Source organism: Kineosporia rhizophila (assembly GCF_021277265.1).
GTDB lineage: Bacteria > Actinomycetota > Actinomycetes > Actinomycetales > Kineosporiaceae > Kineosporia > Kineosporia rhizophila.
Genome location: NZ_JAJSOH010000004.1, coordinates 79357 through 95427 on the forward strand (window position 1 = coordinate 79357; position 16071 = coordinate 95427).

General features: G+C 70.9%; 13 protein-coding genes. 9 read left to right on the forward strand and 4 right to left on the reverse strand.

All coding sequences use genetic code 11. The features are described from left to right. Window positions 1–46 precede the first annotated feature (46 nt). From LWF15_RS08920 to LWF15_RS08930, 3 genes are read left to right on the forward strand one after another with little or no spacing between them, the layout of a single operon-like run. Window positions 47–832 (forward strand): ABC transporter ATP-binding protein, encoded by a 786-nt coding sequence (locus tag LWF15_RS08920; protein WP_232809941.1) that lies wholly within the window; start codon window positions 47–49, stop codon window positions 830–832. Further along, entirely contained in the window at window positions 832–1635 is an 804-nt protein-coding gene (locus LWF15_RS08925; protein WP_232809942.1) for an ABC transporter permease, read from the forward strand. Before LWF15_RS08920 ends, LWF15_RS08925 begins: the two co-directional genes overlap by 1 nt. A 57-nt stretch (window positions 1636–1692) precedes the next feature. Next, window positions 1693–2094, forward strand: coding sequence for a VOC family protein (locus LWF15_RS08930; protein ID WP_232809943.1), 402 nt, complete (start codon window positions 1693–1695; stop codon window positions 2092–2094). Here the strand turns inward: LWF15_RS08930 and LWF15_RS08935 are convergent. From LWF15_RS08935 to LWF15_RS08945, 3 genes are all read right to left on the reverse strand, one after another. Beyond that, window positions 2087–2767 carry a helix-turn-helix transcriptional regulator gene (locus tag LWF15_RS08935; protein ID WP_232809944.1) on the reverse strand — a complete coding sequence of 227 codons (681 nt, stop codon included), beginning with the start codon at window positions 2765–2767 and terminating at the stop codon, window positions 2087–2089. The two genes, LWF15_RS08930 and LWF15_RS08935, sit on opposite strands and share 8 nt — an antisense overlap. A 15-nt stretch (window positions 2768–2782) precedes the next feature. Continuing rightward, on the reverse strand, window positions 2783–4099 hold the full coding sequence (locus LWF15_RS08940; protein ID WP_232809945.1) for a mechanosensitive ion channel family protein: 1317 nt from the start codon (window positions 4097–4099) through the stop codon (window positions 2783–2785). 131 nt (window positions 4100–4230) lie between these two features. Continuing rightward, window positions 4231–6384 (reverse strand): prolyl oligopeptidase family serine peptidase, encoded by a 2154-nt coding sequence (locus LWF15_RS08945; RefSeq protein ID WP_232809946.1) that lies wholly within the window; start codon window positions 6382–6384, stop codon window positions 4231–4233. A gap of 151 nt (window positions 6385–6535) precedes the next feature. Between LWF15_RS08945 and malQ the strand changes: the two genes are divergently transcribed. From malQ to LWF15_RS08960, 3 genes are read left to right on the forward strand one after another with little or no spacing between them, the layout of a single operon-like run. Beyond that, window positions 6536–8953 (forward strand): 4-alpha-glucanotransferase, encoded by a 2418-nt coding sequence (gene malQ / locus LWF15_RS08950; RefSeq protein ID WP_232809947.1) that lies wholly within the window; start codon window positions 6536–6538, stop codon window positions 8951–8953. Beyond that, a complete protein-coding gene (locus tag LWF15_RS37400) occupies window positions 8950–9642 on the forward strand; it encodes a pentapeptide repeat-containing protein (RefSeq protein ID WP_232809948.1) in 693 nt (230 codons plus the stop codon). Before malQ ends, LWF15_RS37400 begins: the two co-directional genes overlap by 4 nt. A 3-nt stretch (window positions 9643–9645) precedes the next feature. Beyond that, a complete protein-coding gene (locus LWF15_RS08960) occupies window positions 9646–10713 on the forward strand; it encodes a glycoside hydrolase family 26 protein (RefSeq protein WP_232809949.1) in 1068 nt (355 codons plus the stop codon). Between the two features lie 82 nt (window positions 10714–10795). Here LWF15_RS08960 and pepN read toward each other — a convergent pair whose 3' ends face one another. Then, window positions 10796–13348: an aminopeptidase N gene (gene pepN, locus LWF15_RS08965; RefSeq protein WP_232809950.1), complete on the reverse strand. Its 2553-nt coding sequence runs from the start codon at window positions 13346–13348 to the stop codon at window positions 10796–10798. 146 nt (window positions 13349–13494) lie between these two features. Here pepN and LWF15_RS08970 point away from each other — a divergent pair, with 146 nt between their 5' ends. The 3 genes from LWF15_RS08970 (at window position 13495) to LWF15_RS08980 (ending at window position 16040) form a co-directional block, all read left to right on the forward strand. Continuing rightward, window positions 13495–14109: a mycothiol-dependent nitroreductase Rv2466c family protein gene (locus tag LWF15_RS08970; RefSeq protein WP_232809951.1), complete on the forward strand. Its 615-nt coding sequence runs from the start codon at window positions 13495–13497 to the stop codon at window positions 14107–14109. 55 nt (window positions 14110–14164) lie between these two features. Beyond that, on the forward strand, window positions 14165–14653 hold the full coding sequence (locus LWF15_RS08975; protein WP_232809952.1) for a ribose-5-phosphate isomerase: 489 nt from the start codon (window positions 14165–14167) through the stop codon (window positions 14651–14653). Window positions 14654–14906: 253 nt separating this feature from the next. Beyond that, on the forward strand, window positions 14907–16040 hold the full coding sequence (locus LWF15_RS08980; RefSeq protein WP_232809953.1) for a PP2C family protein-serine/threonine phosphatase: 1134 nt from the start codon (window positions 14907–14909) through the stop codon (window positions 16038–16040). Window positions 16041–16071 lie beyond the last annotated feature (31 nt).

The window sequence follows — 16071 nt, forward strand, 5'->3', positions numbered from 1 at the left end:
GTTGTAAATTACAATGTACGTTGGATCGGACCGAAAGGGGTTGGGGATGACCGAGTCGGAAGTCCGGATCGAGGCGCGGGGAGTGCGCAAGCAGTTCCCCAAGGCCGAACGGCCGGCGCTGGACGGGGTGGATCTCACCGTCCGGGCCGGGCGGGTGTGCGCATTGCTGGGGGCGAACGGGGCCGGTAAGACGACGATGATCCGGATCCTCACCACGCTGTTGGTGGCGGACGAGGGGGAGGTGCGGGTGGCCGGGTACGACGTGGCCACCCAGGGCGGTCAGGTCCGCGCATCGATCGGGCTGGTGGGGCAGTACGCCGCGCTCGACGAGGTGCTCACCGGGCGGCAGAACCTGGAACTGTTCTCGAAGCTGGCCGGGATGAGCCGGACCGAGGCCCGCGAGCACGCGGCCGGGCTGCTGGAGCGGGCCGGCCTGAGCGACGTGGGTGACCGGGTGGTGGGCAAGCTGTCCGGTGGCCTGCGCCGCCGGATGGACCTGGCCACCTCGATGATCACCACGCCCCAGGTGCTTTTCGTGGACGAGCCGACCACCGGGGTGGATCCGCACGCCCGGCGGGACCTGTGGGCGCAGTTGCGGGCCATGGCCGAGCAGGGGGTGGCGATCCTGCTCACCACGCAGTATCTCGAGGAGGCCGACTCGCTGGCCGACGACGTGGTGATCCTGAAGGAGGGGAAGGTGATCGCCCGGGGCACCCCGTCGGACCTGAAACAGCTGGTGGGGGAGCCGAAGTGGGAACTGCGCGAGCCCACTCTGGAAGACGTGTACCTGCACCTGCACGACGCCGGGAACCAGTTGGGGGTGATGAACTGATGAGCACGGCAACCGCTTTCGGCTCCACCAGTCTGCTGCGCGAGTCCGTGGTGATCGCCGGGCGCACGGTGCTGCACTGGCGGGCGCAGCCCGGCCAGTTCGCCGTGGCCCTGCTCTTCCCGGTGATGCTCCTGCTGATGATGGGGGCGTTGTTCGGCGGCGCGGTGGCGGGCAGCACCGCCGACTACTTCGTCTTCGTCCTGCCCGGGGTGCTGGCGCTGAACATGATGTTCGGCATCGAGGCGACGATGACGGCCCTCGCCTCGGACGCCACGAAGACGGTGACCGACCGCTTCCGCTCGCTGCCCATCTCCGGCGGGTCGGTGCTGCTGGGCCGGGTGCTGGCCGACCTGATGACGTCGGTGGTCGAGCTGGCGGCGCTCAGCCTGGCCGGGTTCGCCCTGGGCTGGCGCTGGGAGAACGGGCTCCTGCCCACGCTCGCGGCCTACGGTCTGCTGCTCACCCTGCGGTTCTCGGTGCTCTGGCTGGGGGTCTTCCTGGGGGTGAAGGCGGGCTCGCCGGAGGCGCTGATGGGGGTGCAGATCCTGGTCTGGCCGGTCGGGTTCCTCTCCACGGTGTTCATCGACCCGCGCACCATGCCCACCTGGCTGGGCTGGCTGGCCGAGCTGAACCCGGTGTCGGCGGTGGCGACCTCGGCCCGGGAGCTGTTCACCGGTCAGGAGATCGAGGGAGTGGGCTGGGCCGCCACCCACTCCCTGCCCTACGCCCTGGTCAGCCAGGTGGTGCTGGTGATGGTGTTCGCGACGCTGGGGGTGCGCGCCTACCGTCGCATCGGGCAGTAGGCGTGGTGTCCGAAGGATCCAAGACGGGCGTGGCCCGGCGGTCGTAGCGTCGAGGTCATGAAGCTACGACTCGCAGTCATCGAACTCGTGGTCTCGGACATGGCGGCCAGCCTGACCTTCTACCGGCTGCTCGGCCTGGACCTGCCGCACCCGGACGAGGCCGGGGCCCAGCCGCACGTCCAGGCCGACATCGGGGGCGGGGTTCAGCTCGCCTTCGACACCGAGGAGACGATCCGCTCGTTCGAGCCGGACTGGAAGCGACCGGAGCGGGGCGCCACCCAGTCGGCGATCGCCTTCGAGGCGGCCTCGCCGGCCGAGGTGGACGAGGCCTTCAAGACGATGCTGGACGCGGGGTACGAGGGGCAGCTGAAACCGTGGGACGCGGTGTGGGGCCAGCGTTATGCGGTGGTCCGCGATCCGGACGGCAACCAGGTGGACCTGTTCGCGGCTCTCAGCTGACCAGTTCGCCCGGGGTACGGCCGGTGAGGGCCCGCACCTCGCGGGAGAGATGAGCCTGATCGCAGTAGCCCGCGTCGGCGGCCACCCCGGCCAGGGGCTGTCCGGCGCGGGCGCGGGCCAGGGCTCGTTGCAGGCGTAGTACCCGCAGCAGGTGGCCGGGGCCGTAGCCGAACAGTTCCTTGCTGCGGCGCTGTAGCTGGCGGGCGCTGAAACCGGTGTGCTCGGCCATTTCCGCCACTGGCAGGCCGGTCTGGGCCATGCGGAAGACGTTGCCGCCCAGGGGGTCGGCCGGGGCGGGGGCGGTGAGAAGCCACTGCTCCAGTGCTGCTGCTCCGCCCTGGGCGATCTGTTCTTCCAGCAGCCAGGCGCGTCGCGTGCCCCAGAGATCAGCCAGTGGTACGTACTGGTCGACCACCTCGGCGGCCGAGATTCCCAGCGCGGCCGGGCCCGTTGCGGCGGCGAACCTCAGTGCTACGAAGTTCTCGTCGTCGCGAGGTACGTGCAGGTGGGCCTTGGTGTCGGGGCCGGCGACGCGCAGGGTCTTCCCGTCCCAAAGCAGATCCAGACAGCCGTCCGGAAGGATCAGGGACGGCTGTCTGGCCGGTTCTGCCGGGGCACTGCTGCGCCAGAGCACTACGCCGGCCCGGGCGGCGGGTCGCTCGGCGTACGTCATGGCAGTTCAGCGTAGTTAACGCCCGAGCTCGCGCTCCTCCGGATGCCGCTTGGAGCTGGAGTCGCCGGCGGTCGGGCTGCCCGCGTCGGACGGCGGGGCCGGGGTGGTGGCCTCGGCGCTGCCGTAGTCCGGGCGGCTGGAGGGCACGGCCTCGCCCTGGTTGACGATCATCGTGCGGGTGGTGGAGTGCTGCCAGATGCCCTCGCGGGCGAAGCGCACCCGGATCCGGCGGCGCATCTCGCGGCCCACCGGCGGGGCCTGGTCCGGATAGGTCTTGATCACCATCCGCACCACCACGCTGTCCTGGGTCACCGTCTCGACGCCCCAGACCTCCGGGTCCTCCATGATCACGTCGGCGAAGCGCGGGTCGGCCCGCAGGTCCAGGGCGATGTCCTCGAGGATCTCCTCGACCCGGTCGATGTCCTCCTCGAAGCCCACGTTCACGTCGATCACCGCGCGCGACCAGCCCTGCGAGGAGTTGCCCACCGACAGGATCTCGCCGTTGCGGACGTACCAGACCGTGCCGTTGATGTCGCGCAGCTGGGTCACCCGCAGGCCCACCGCCTCGACCACGCCGCTGGCCTCGCCCACGTTCACCGAGTCACCCACGCCGTACTGGTCCTCGAGGATCATGAACATGCCGGCCAGGATGTCGCGCACCACGCTCTGCGCGCCCAGGCCCAGCGCCACGCCGATCACACTGACGCCGGCCAGCAGCGGTGCGATGTTGATGCCGAGTTCGCCCAGCACGGTCAGCCCGGTGACGATGAAGATGATCACCGAGGTGATGCTGCGCAGCACCTGGGCCAGGGTCCTGGCCCGGGCCAGGCGGCGGGTGACCGGCGGTGGGGCGGCCCGGCGCACCTCCGCGTCCTGAGGATGTTCGGCCGCGGCCTCGCCGGTGGTGCTCTGGCCGGGGGCGGTGGTGCCGGCCGCGATCCGGTCGGACAGCCGGCCGATCAGCCGGTGCACGATCTTCCGGACCAGCCAGCCGATCAGGATGATGAAGGCCACCCGCAGCGGCCCGCCGATCAGGAAGTCCAGCCACTGGCCGAGCCGGTCGTTGCCGGTCAGGCGCAGGGTGACGCCGCAGATCGAGAAGTCGTCACGGTCGCACGTCTGGCTGGCCGCCCCCTGCTGGGCTGCGTTCAGCAGGCCACCGGTGATCTCGCTGAGCGAGGAACCGGTGGGTGAGGGGGACGGGGTGGCGGTAGCGGTGGCGCTCGGGGTGGCCGACGGATCCCCGGTACCGCTCGGGACCGGGGTAGGCGTCGTCGTGGCAACCAGAGCGCCCAGGTGGGCGGAGGCGGCGGCGAGTGGAGCGGCGAACATTCGGCCGAGGCTAGCGGCGGCAACCCTCGACGGTGAAACCCGCTTCCGGAGAATTCGGGACGAACCGTCGGGGGTTCACAGCCTCTATAGGTGGATCGGGGGACCAGCGGGTCAGGTGAGGTCAGGTGAGGTCAGGTGAGAGTCAGGCCGGTCTGATGGGCCAGGAACGTCATGGTGTCGGTGGAGAGGGCGATCGACCGGGACAGCGCCCGGGCACCGTGGCCCACGTTCTTCTCCCGGCGGATCAGGATCGGCCGCTCGCCCGGGTCGGCGCTGGTGGCGTGCTGCAGCGCCGCGCACAGCTTGCGGGCGTGCAGCGGGTCGACCCGGGTGTCGCCGTCGAAGACGGTGAACAGCGTGGCCGGGTAGTCCACGCCCTCACGCACCTGGTGGTAGGGCGAGTAGGCGAGAAGCCAGCCGAACTGTTCAGGATCGTCCGCCGACCCGTACTCCACGTTCCAGGTGGCACCCAGCCCGAACTTCTCGTACCGCACCATGTCCAGCAGCGGGGCCGAGCAGACCACCGCCCGGTACAGCTCCGGACGCTGGGTCAGCGCGGCCCCGACCAGCAGGCCACCGTTGGAGCCGCCACTGATCGCCAACTGGCTCGCCGACGTCCACTGGTTGTCGATCAGGTGTTCGGCCGCGGCGTGGAAGTCGTCGAACACGTTCTGCTTGTGCCCGAGCATCCCGGCGCGGTGCCAGTCCTCGCCCTCCTCGCTGCCCCCGCGCAGGCTCGCCACCGCGTACACGCCACCGGCCTCGGCCCAGGCCAGGATGGTCGCGGAGTAGCCGGGCGTCATCGGCACGCCGAAACCGCCGTAGCCGTAGAGGATCGTGGGCCGGGGCGAGGAGGGCACACCCTGGTCGTCGAGCAGATCGGCGCGGCAGGTCACGAACATCCGCACCACGGTGCCGTCGGCCGAGGGGTACTCGATCTGCCGGGTGACCACCTCCGGCACCTCGACGGTGCCGGGCGGGGCCGCGAACAGTTCGAGCCGGCCGGTCAGACCGTCGAGGCGGTACACGTGCGGCGGGGTGACGTGGTCGGTGTAACTGAACCAGCACTCGTGCCCGCCTTCGGGCCGGGAGACCAGGCCTCCCACCGAACCGACGCCAGGGAGCGTCACCGTGCCGGACGCCCCCGGGTAGCGCGAACCCGAGTCCAGGTCGTGCACGCTGATCTCGGAGACCGCGTGCCGTGTCCACTTGGCCAGCAGCAGCGGGTTGTCGATCAGCTGCTCGCCGTCGAGCACGGTGTAGTCCTGCAGGACCGCCTCGTCGTGCTGCGGGATCAGGTCGCGCCAGTGCTCCGGGCCGGGCGTGCTCGGGTCGGTGACCGCGAGCCGGCCGCGCGGGGCGTCCAGGTCGGTGAACACGTAGAGCCGGCCGTCCCGCCCGACGTGCGCGCCGAACTGCGCGTCGAGACCGGTGGCGATCGGGGTGAACTCGGGGGAGACGTGAGCGCCGGGGGCGTTGAGGTCGGCGATCCAGGCGTCGTTGCGCGGGGCGGTGCCCACCGAGGCCGAGACGATCAGCCAGCGCCCGTCGCGGGAGAGCCCCACGCCGAAGTAGGTGCGGGCGTCGTGCCCCTCGCCGAACACCTGGACGTCCTTCTCCGGGTCGGAACCCAGGCGGTGCAGCCAGATCCGCCGGTGGTACTGCTCTTCCCCGGCCGGCACCTGCTCCTTCGGCAGCCGCCGGACGTAGTAGAAGGCAGGGACCCGGCTCTCGGGGTTCTCCTCGTCGGGCAGGCCCCCGGGGATCCAGGAGATGGGGGAGTAGCGGGCCCGGTCGATCGGCCCGTCGACGAGTTCGCCGGTGGCGACGTCGATGATCCGCAGCACGCTCTCCTCGGTGCCGCCCTCGGAGAGCTGGTAGGCCAACAGGGTGCCCTCACGGTCGGGCTGCCAGGCGTCCAGCGTGGTGGTGCCGCTCGCGTCGATCGCCACCGGGTCCACCAGGGCGCGACGTTCGGCGTCGGGGCCGTCCTGCACGTACAGGACGCTGTGCTCCTGCCCCGGCTCCCGGCGCATCGAGAAGACCCGCTCACCCCGCCAGATCGGCACCCCGGCCACGCCCGCGCCCAGCAGTTCGCGCAGGCGGGAGCCCACCCGCTCGCGCCCCGGCCAGTCCTGGGCGGCGGCGCCGAACAGCTCGTCCTGCTGCTGCGACCACTGCTCGGTGCGCTCGTCGGAGGCGTCTTCGAGCCAGCGGTAGGGGTCGGCCACCGGCTGCCCGTGCAACTCCTCGACCAGGTCCAGACGCAGTGCCGGGAAACTCATGAACACACAGTAAGGGGACCTCGCCCGGAGGATCGAGGGGGACGGGGCGTGGCGGCGCCCCACCGTGCGTGCGCGATGTCTGGCAGGATTCACCGGCGAGAGCCCGATCGAAAACATTGCAGACCCCGACGAACGCGACGGAAGCACAACGGTGACCGACCAGCGCCCTTCCCGTGACAGCCGTGACAGCCGTGACTCGATCGTCGGACCGGACGACGAGGGGTCGGTCTACGACGTCAGCGCCCCCACCCCACCCGCGGGCATCGCCCTGGGCGGCCGGACCGGCCCGGACGACAACCCGGACCACGACGACGACATCGTCACCCGGCCCGCCCTCGTCGACGGCCGGCTCGACCTGACCGCCACCGCCCCGCAGGAACTGGCCGACCTGGCCGCCGCGCTCGGCGTGGCCACCGAGTTCAAGGACTGGCAGGGCAGCACGGTCGCGGTGTCGACCAAGACCCTCTGCGGCGTGCTGGAGGCGCTGGACATCCCGGTGCGCACCGGCCACGACGTGCGGGCGGCGCTGGAGGAGGTGCGCCGCCGGCCGTGGGAGAAGATGCTGCCGGACGTGACCGTGGTGCGCGAGGGCGACCAGGCCGTCATCCCGGTGCACATCGACTCCGACCTGCCGCTGCACCGGGTCGAGGTGAAGCTGGAGACCGAGGACGGCACGCTGCTCACCCTGCCCCTGGCGGCCGAGCAGCCGGAAGAGGCGCGGGCCACGTTCGACGGGCACACCGTGCGGCGGGTGAACTACGTGGTGCTGGGCGACATCCCGCTCGGGTATCACACGCTCTGGGCGCGCTACCAGCCGCAGGCCCGCTACCCCGGCAGCGAGAACCCCACGGCCAGTTCGGTCGAGGCGTTCCGCCCCTACATCGTCACCCCGCGGCAGATCGAGCTGCCGCCCTCGGTGGCCGACAGCCGGGCCTGGGGCTTCATGACCCAGCTGTACTCGGTGCGCTCGTCCCGTTCGTGGGGTCTGGGCGACCTGGCCGACCTGGCCGAGCTGACCGGCTGGAGCGCCCGTTCCGGCGGGGCCGACTTCGTGCTGGTGAACCCGCTGCACGCGGCCGAGCCGGTGGCCCCGATGACGCCCTCGCCCTACCTGCCCAGCACCCGGCGCTTCTTCAACCCGGTCTACCTGCGGGTGGAGGACATCCTCGAGGTCGGCTACCTGCCGAGCACCGAGCGCGCCATCCTGGAGTGGCAGGCCGAGGCGCTGCGGGCGCTGAACACCGACCCGGGCGAACTCGACCGCGACGCCGTCTGGGAGGCCAAGAACACCGCTCTGCAGACGGTTTTCGAGTTCCCGCGCAGCCGTGAGCGGCAGGCCGCGTTCGAGGCGTACTGCCAGCGCGAGGGGCAGGGGCTGGAGGACTTCGCGGTCTGGAGCGCCCTGGCCGAGCGTTACGGCCTGCCTGCCGCCGACTGGCCCACGCACTTCCACGACCCCCGCGGTGCGGCGGTCAAGCAGGTGCGGGAGGAGATGGCCGACCGGGTCGAGTTCCACATGTGGCTGCAGTGGTGCCTGGACCAGCAGCTGGCCGGGGTGGCCGAGGTGGCCCGCGACGCGGGGATGTCGGTGGGCGTGGTGCACGACCTCGCGGTCGGGGTGCACCCCGACGGTGCCGACGCCTGGGCCCTGGCCGACGTGCTGGCCGGAGGCGTCACGGCGGGCGCCCCGCCGGACGCGTTCAACCAGCAGGGGCAGGACTGGTCGCAGCCGCCGTGGCGGCCCGACCGGCTGGCCGAGCTGGGCTACGGGCCCTACCGGGACATGCTGCGCACCCTGCTGCGTCATGCCGGCGCCCTCCGGATCGACCACATCCTGGGGCTTTTCCGGTTCTGGTGGGTGCCCGAGGGCAACACCCCGGCCGACGGCACCTACGTGCGCTACGACCACGAGGCGATGATCGGGGTGCTCGCCCTGGAGGCGCACCGCGCGGGCTGCTTCGTGATCGGCGAGGACCTGGGCAACGTCGAGGCCTCGGCCCGCGAGTACCTGAAGGAGCGCGGGGTCCTGGGCACCAGCATCCTGTGGTTCGAGCGGGACTACGAGGGCGACGGCATGCCGCTGCCGCCCAGCGCCTGGCGCGAGCTCTGCCTGGCCACCGTCACCACCCACGACCTGCCGCCCACGGCCGGGTACCTGGCCGGTGAGCACATCGAGCTGCGGGAGCGGCTGGGCCTGCTCACCCGCCCCTACGAGCAGGAGGCGGCGATCGACGCGGCCGAGCGGCAGGCCGTGCTCGACCAGCTGACCAAGCTCGGCCTGCTCAAGGTCGGCCCGACCGAGCGGGACAAGGTCGAGGCGCTGCACGTGTTCCTGACCATGACCCCGGCCCGGCTGATCGGGGTGCAGCTGGCCGACGCGGTGGGCGACCGCCGCACGATCAACCAGCCCGGCACCAACGACGAGTACCCGAACTGGCGGGTGCCGATGGCCGACGGGGTGGGCCAGCCGGTGCTGCTCGACGAGCTGATGGACTCGGCCCGGGTGACCAGCCTGATCCGCACGGTCGACGCCAAGCTGCACCCGAACGACTGGGTCGAGCCGGAGTGAGTTCTCAGCGCCGGCGCAGTAGGCAGCCGGGCCCGCGGATCGGCGAGATCCGGCTCACCGGGCTGGAATCGGGAGACCAGGCCGACCTGCAGCCCGGTGCCCGGATCGACGGCCTGGCGTTCGCCGGGCTGCAGACCGACGCGGTCGACCTGTCCGGCGCCGTGGTGATGGAGTGCAGTTTCACCGACGTCGGGGTGGACGAGGCCGACCTGCGCTCCACCCGGCTGCGCGACACGGTGATCTCGCAGGCCCGCCTGCCCTCGCTGCGGGCCGGGCGGGGCGACTGGCGCGACGTGCGGGTCGAGGGGTCCCGGATCGGCTCGGCGGAGATGTACGAGAACAGCTGGGGCTCGGTGCACTTCGTCGACTGCAAGATCACCTACCTGAACCTGCGCGGAGCCACGCTGCGCGACGTCGCCTTCACCCGCTGCACCATCGAGGAACTCGACCTGGCCGATGCGAAGGCCCGGTCGGTGGCCTTCCTGCAGACCTCGGTGCCGACCCTCGACGTGCAGCGGGCCGAGCTCGAAGAGGTCGACCTGCGCGGCGCCGAACTGCACCGGATCACCGGGCTTTCTCAGCTCGCGGGCACCACAGTGAGTTCCACCCAGCTGAGCCAGTTGGCCCCCCTGCTCGCCGCGGAGTTCCGGATCACCATCGACGACGCGGCCCCACCGGAGATTGCGTAGGTCGTGAGTTCCAAGCGCGTTTTTTCATTGGTAGCCCTGCTGTTGGTGGTCGTCGTGGCGGTCGGCGCCGGCGTCTACGTCGTGTTGCGGCCGACCGAGGCCGAGCCTACGAGTGCGCCGATCACGAGTGAGCCCGCGCCCACCGCCACCGGGGTGGAGAAGGGCGTGAAAGTCGGCGTCTTCCGCAGCACCTCGCCGGAGGACGTGCAGGAGTTCGGCGACTGGCTGGGCCGGGACGTCGACTACGTGGTCGACTTCTCGCTGCGCTCCACCTGGAAGGAGATCGCCAACCCCTACGACCAGCTCAAGGCCTGGCAGAAGCACGACTACCGGATCGTCTACGGCCTGGCCATGCTGCCCGAGGCCAAGCACCTGAAGGTGAGCCTGGCCGCCGGGGCCGACGGGGACTACAACCGCTACTACCGCCGGCTCGCCCGGAACCTGGTCGAGTACGGCCAGGAGGACGCGATCCTGCGCCTGGGCTGGGAGTTCAACCTGGGGGCCTGGCGCTGGCACCCGGACGACCGGGAGGACTTCATCGGTTACTGGCGCCAGGTGGTCAAGACCATGCGTGCCGTGCCCGGGGCCGAGAACCTGCAGTTCGACTGGAATGTCAGCAGCGGCGGGAACAACTACAACAGTGCGGTCTTCTACCCGGGTGACGCCTACGTGGACTACGTGGGGGCCGACGTCTACGACATCTCCTGGGCCGACGGCACCTATCCGTACCCGGCCGACTGCGACGCGGACTGCCGCCTGCAGCACCAGAAGAAGGCCTGGGACGACGTGTACAACGCCCAGTTCGGCCTGAAGCACTGGTCCCGGTTCGCCGCGGAACACGGAAAGCCGCTGACGCTGCCGGAGTGGGGGTTGTGGGACCGCACGGTGACCGACGGGCACGGCGGCGGCGACAACCCGTACTTCATCGAGCGGATGCACGAGTTCATCGACGATCCACTGAACAACGTGGCCTACCAGGCGTACTTCCAGTTCGACGTGGGTGACAACGGCAACCACATGCTCACCGACATGCCGCAGTCGCAGGACCGGTTCCTCGAACTGTTCGGGTAGCCGACCAGAACCGAACTGGGGACGTCCGTGGCCGGCCGGCCACGGACGTCCCCAGTTGGTGCAGTGGGCTTTACAACGCTTTTCAGCCCTGCAGGTCACGCTCCTGCGCTCGCCCGGCGCGCTCCACCGCGTCGCGGCCCTCGACCACCAGCCGGCGCAGCGCCGGCTCGGCCTCCGAGGCGTCCAGCCACTCCTGGGTAGCGGCCAGGACGTGGTTCACCGGCTGCGCCGAGGGGTACAGCCCGGTCGCGATCTGGGCCGCCATCTCGCTCGTGCGCTCGGCGTAGACCTTGGTGAGCGCCGCGAAGTACGGTGCCACGTAGGGCGCCAGCAGCGAGCGGTCGTGCACCCGGTTGAAGCCGCCGATCACGGCCTGCTGCACCGTGTTCGGCAGGTCGCCGTCCTCCACCACGCTCTTGAACGCGGCCGCCTTGGCCTCCGGCGTGGGCACCGCGGCGCGGGCCGCCGCAGCGTGCACCCGGCCGGTGGCCGTGTCGTCCCGGGCCAGCTCGGCGTCGATCTCCGCCTCACCGGCCACCGCGCCGGCCACCAGGGCGATCAGCAGGCTCCAGCGCATCTCGGTGTCCACGGCCAGCCCGTCGATGCTCAGCTCACCGGACAGCAGGGCCCGGATCGAGGCCAGCTGCTCCGGCGTGCTCGCGTGCGCGGCGAACGAGCGGGCCAGCAGCAACTGCGTGTCGCTGCCCGGCTCGGCCGTCTTCAGCAGGGCGAACAGCTTCTCGGCGGCCGCCGCCGTGGTCGCCTCGCGGAACTCCGGGGCGACGTACGACTCCAGCGTGGCCGAGAGCTGGCGCAGCAGGGTCTGGGCCACGCTCGGGTCGTCGACCGAGGCGATGTTGGCCAGCACCAGGTCGGCGAACGAGCGGGCGGGCAGCTCCGCGTCGCGGGTCATGTCCCAGGCCGCGCCCCAGATCAGGGTGCGGGCCAGGGAGTCCTCGAAGTGGGCCAGGTGCCCGGTGGCGGTGTCCAGCGACCCGGCGTCGAGCCGGATCTTGGTGTACGCCAGGTCCTCGTCGTTGATCAGGATCAGGTCCGGCCGGGCCGAGCCGACCAGCTGCGGCACCTCGGTGAGTGCACCGGTGACGTCCAGCTCGATCCGGGTGGTGCGGCGCAGCTTGCCCTCGACCACGTCGTAGCCACCGACCACGAGCCGGTGCGGACGCAGGTGCGGGTACTCCGCGGTGGCCTCCTGGGCGATGGCGAAGCGGGTGATCACCCGGTCCTCGCCGGTCTCGATCACCGGGCGCAGGGTGTTCACCCCGGCGGTCTGCAGCCAGGCCTTGGACCAGCTGTCCAGGTCGCGGCCGCTGGTCTCCTCGAGGTGCCCGAGCAGGTCCTTCAGCGTGGTGTTGCCCCAGGCGTGGGTCTTGAAGTACTTGCGCAGCCCGGCGTCGAAGTCCTCCTGGCCGACCCAGTGCACCAGCTGCTTGAGCACCGAGGCGCCCTTGGCGTAGGTGATCCCGTCGAAGTTGACCTCCACGTCCTCGAGGTCGCGCATGTCGGCCACGATCGGGTGCGTGGAGCTGAGCTGGTCCTGGCGGTAGGCCCAGGACTTCTCGGCGCTGCTGAAAGTGGTCCAGGAGGTGGCCCACTCGGTGGCCTCGGCCTGGCAGCGGGTGCTGGCGTACTCGGCGAACGACTCGTTCAGCCACAGGTCGTCCCACCAGCGCAAGGTGACCAGGTCACCGAACCACATGTGGGCCAGCTCGTGCAGGATGGTCAGCGCGCGGCGCTCGATCAGGGCCTGCGGCACCCGCGAGCGGAACACGTAGACCTCGGTGATGGTCACCGCGCCCGCGTTCTCCATCGCCCCGGCGTTGAACTCGGGGACGAAGAGCTGGTCGTACTTGGGGAACGGGTAGTCGCAGTCGAAGGTCTCCTCGAACCAGGCGAACCCGGCCTTGGTGATCGCGATGACGTTGTCCGCGTCGAGGTGCTCGGCCAGCGACTTACGGCAGAACACGCCCAGTGGGATGGTGCGGCCGTCGCGCACGGTCAGCTCGTCGGTGACGCGGTGGTAGGGCCCGGCCACCAGGGCGGTGACGTAGGGGCTCATCAGCTCGGTGGGGGCGAACCGCCACACCGAGGTGCCCTCGCCCGCGGGTTCCGGCTCGACCGCGGAGGCCACCGTGACGACCTGCCAGTGGCTGGGCGCCTGCACCGTCCAGGTGTAGGTGGCCTTGAGGTCGGGCTGGTCGAAGCAGGCGAAAACCCGCCGGGCGTCGGCCACCTCGAACTGGGTGTAGAGGTAGGTCTCGCCGTCGACCGGGTCGACGAAGCGGTGCAGGCCCTCACCGGTCTGCATGTACTCGGCGTCGGCGACCACGCGCAGTTCGTTCGCACCGGCGGTCACACCCGGCAGCGCGATGCGCGCGGTGCTGACCACCTCGGCGACGTCGAGCGGGTTCCCGTTCAGCACGACCTCGTGCACCGTGGGGGCGATCAGGTCGATGAACAGGCCCGGGGCCTCGTCGGTGGCGGTGAACCGCACCGTGGTGACGGAGCGGAAGGTCTCGGCGCCGGTGGTCAGGTCCAGATCGATGTCATACGACTGCACCGTGAACGCGGCGGCGCGGGCGGCCGCCTCGTCCCGGGTCAGGTTCGTACCGGGCACAGGGTCCTCCTCGGTCGGATTTTGCTCAAGCCGGATCCTCTCACCCGGGACCCCGGGGCGCTGCGCGGGTGTGCGGGGATGAGATCGGGCACCGGGCGCGTTGTAGCCGCCTGACTACAGCCCTTCGCGTCGAGGAGCCCTTTGCGATGACCGAACGCAGCACCGCCGACTTCTGGTTCGACCCGCTCTGCCCGTTCGCGTGGGCCACCTCGCGCTGGATCCTCGAGGTGGGCAAGGTCCGCCCGGTCGACGTGAACTGGCACGTGATGAGCCTTTCGGTGCTGAACGAGGGCAAGGACGACCTGCCGCAGGTCTACCGCGACCTGATGGACCGGGGCTGGGGCCCGGTGCGGGTGATCATCGCCGCCCGTGAGCTGCACGGCGAGAAGTACGTGAAGGCGCTGTACGACGCGATGGGTGCGCAGATCCACTACAAGAAGGAGGAGGACTACTCCGTAGTGATCTCCACCGCGCTGGCCGAGGTGGGCCTGCCCGCCGAGCTGGCCCGGTTCGCCGACAGCGACGAGTACGACGAGCAGTTGCGGGCCAGCCACGCCGAGGGCATCACCAAGGTGGGGCAGGACGTCGGCACCCCGGTGGTGGCGTTCAACGGCACCGCCTTCTTCGGGCCGGTGATCACCCGGGTGCCCACCGGCGAGGAGGCCGGCAAGCTCTGGGACGGCACCCTGCTGGTCGCCTCCAACCCCTACTTCTTCGAGCTCAAGCGCACCCGGACGGAATCTCCGCAGTTCGACGTCTGAGCCTTCGGCCAGTCCGGCACTCCTGCCCCCGGGCGGGAGTGCCAGACTGTTCCTCATGCGCGTGCACCTGGGATCCGACCATGCGGGTCTGGAACTGAAGCAGCATCTGGCCAAGCACCTCACCGAGGCCGGTCACGAGATCGTCGACCACGGGCCGCACCAGTACGACCCGGAGGACGACTACCCCCCGTTCTGCCTGCGGGCGGCCGAGGCGGTGGCGGCCGAGCCGGGCACCCTGTGCGTCGTCGTCGGCGGCTCCGGCAACGGTGAGCAGATCGCGGCGAACAAGGTCAAGGGAGTCCGGGCCGCCCTGGCCTGGAGCCTGGAGACCGCCAAGCTGGGCCGTCAGCACAACGACGCCAACGTGATCGCGGTCGGCGGCCGGATGCACTCCCTCGAGGAGGCCACCGGGTTCGTCGAGGCGTTCCTGGCCGAGCCGTTCAGCGGCAACCCGCGGCACGCCCGCCGGATCGACCAGCTCAGCTCGTACGAGACCACCGGCGTCCTGCCGCCCCTGCCCGAGTCCGAGACCGGCGCCCAGTAGGGCCGACACCCAGTAGGCCAGTACTACCCGAAACGCCCACTGGGCCTCAGACACCTCACGATTACTCATCGTGGTCAAGTGGTTACAGTGTGGCTAGGATCGGGGCATGGTCACGCTGAACCACGGCTCGTCCCGGCTGCCCGGGCCCAGGTCACCACGGCCTGGTGTCCCGGCACCCGGGCGCCCGGCCAAAGGTCCGGGCAGAAGTCCGGGTAAAGGGCCCGTTCGCATTCCCGCACCGCGGCGGTCGGCGATGACCTCCACCGCGCGACCGGGCGACCTGGGCCGCCGGGCCCGTCGCGTCGCCTCCTCCACCCGTCGCTGGGTCGACGAGGGCAGCTACCCCGGCCCGGGCCGGATCTGGCTGAACGTCGTCGCCGCCCTGGGCTTCGCCCTGGTCGCCCAGCACGCCCCGGTCCTGCTGCCGGCCGCCTGCGTCGGGCTCTTCCTGATCCTCGGCTCGGCCGTGGTGCGCCCGCGTCACCTGGTACGGGATGCCGCGCTGATCGGGGTGGTGGTCACCGTCGTGCTGGCCCTCACCGGTCAGCAGTTCTGGTCGCTGGTGCCGGTCACCGGCGTCTCACTGGGCGCCGTCCTGCTCGGCTGGATCCAGCGTCGCGAGCGCGACGCCGCCGACTCCGGCCTGCGCGACGCCTCCACCGCCGACGCGGTCCTGATCGATCTGCGCAACGAGATGCTGATCCGGTCGGTCAGCCCCCGACTGCCCGAGGGCTGGCGGTTCGACACCGATCTGCGCCCGGCCTACGGCGACTCCTTCAGCGGCGACTTCCTGCTCACCGCTCAGCCCCGGCCCGACCGGCTGGAGGTGGTGCTGGTCGACGTCTCCGGCAACGGCTACCAGGCCGGCGCCCGGGCCCTGCTGCTGGCCGGGGCGATGGGCGCCCTGCTCGACGCCGTGCCGGCCGCCGGCTTCCTGGCCGCGGCCAACCAGCACGTGGTGCGCCTGGGCACCCAGTTCGGCACCGAGGAGGCTTTTGCCACCGCGGTTCACGTCAGTGTCGACCTGACCACCGGGCTGTTCTCGGTGAGCGGGGCCGGCCATCCGCCGGTCGCGCACTACCACGCCGGATCGGGTCGGTGGGAGGTGCTGGACGGCGAACAGGGGCCTGCGCTGGGGGTGATCGAGGATGCGGTCTACCCGGCGGTCACCGGACGGCTGCAACGCGGTGACGCCCTGATGCTCTTCACCGACGGCCTGGTGGAGAGTCGTGGGGTCGACGTCGGGCGGGGCATCGACCGACTGGTGGGACGGGCCGATCCGCTGATCGCGCGCGGGGTGGAGGGCGCCGCCGCCCACATCACCGGAGCGATCCGCACCGAGGAGGGCGACGACCGCGCACTGGTGATCCTGCGGCGCGGTTTCTGATAACTGCTCCGTTCGGGGCGGGGCTACTCGG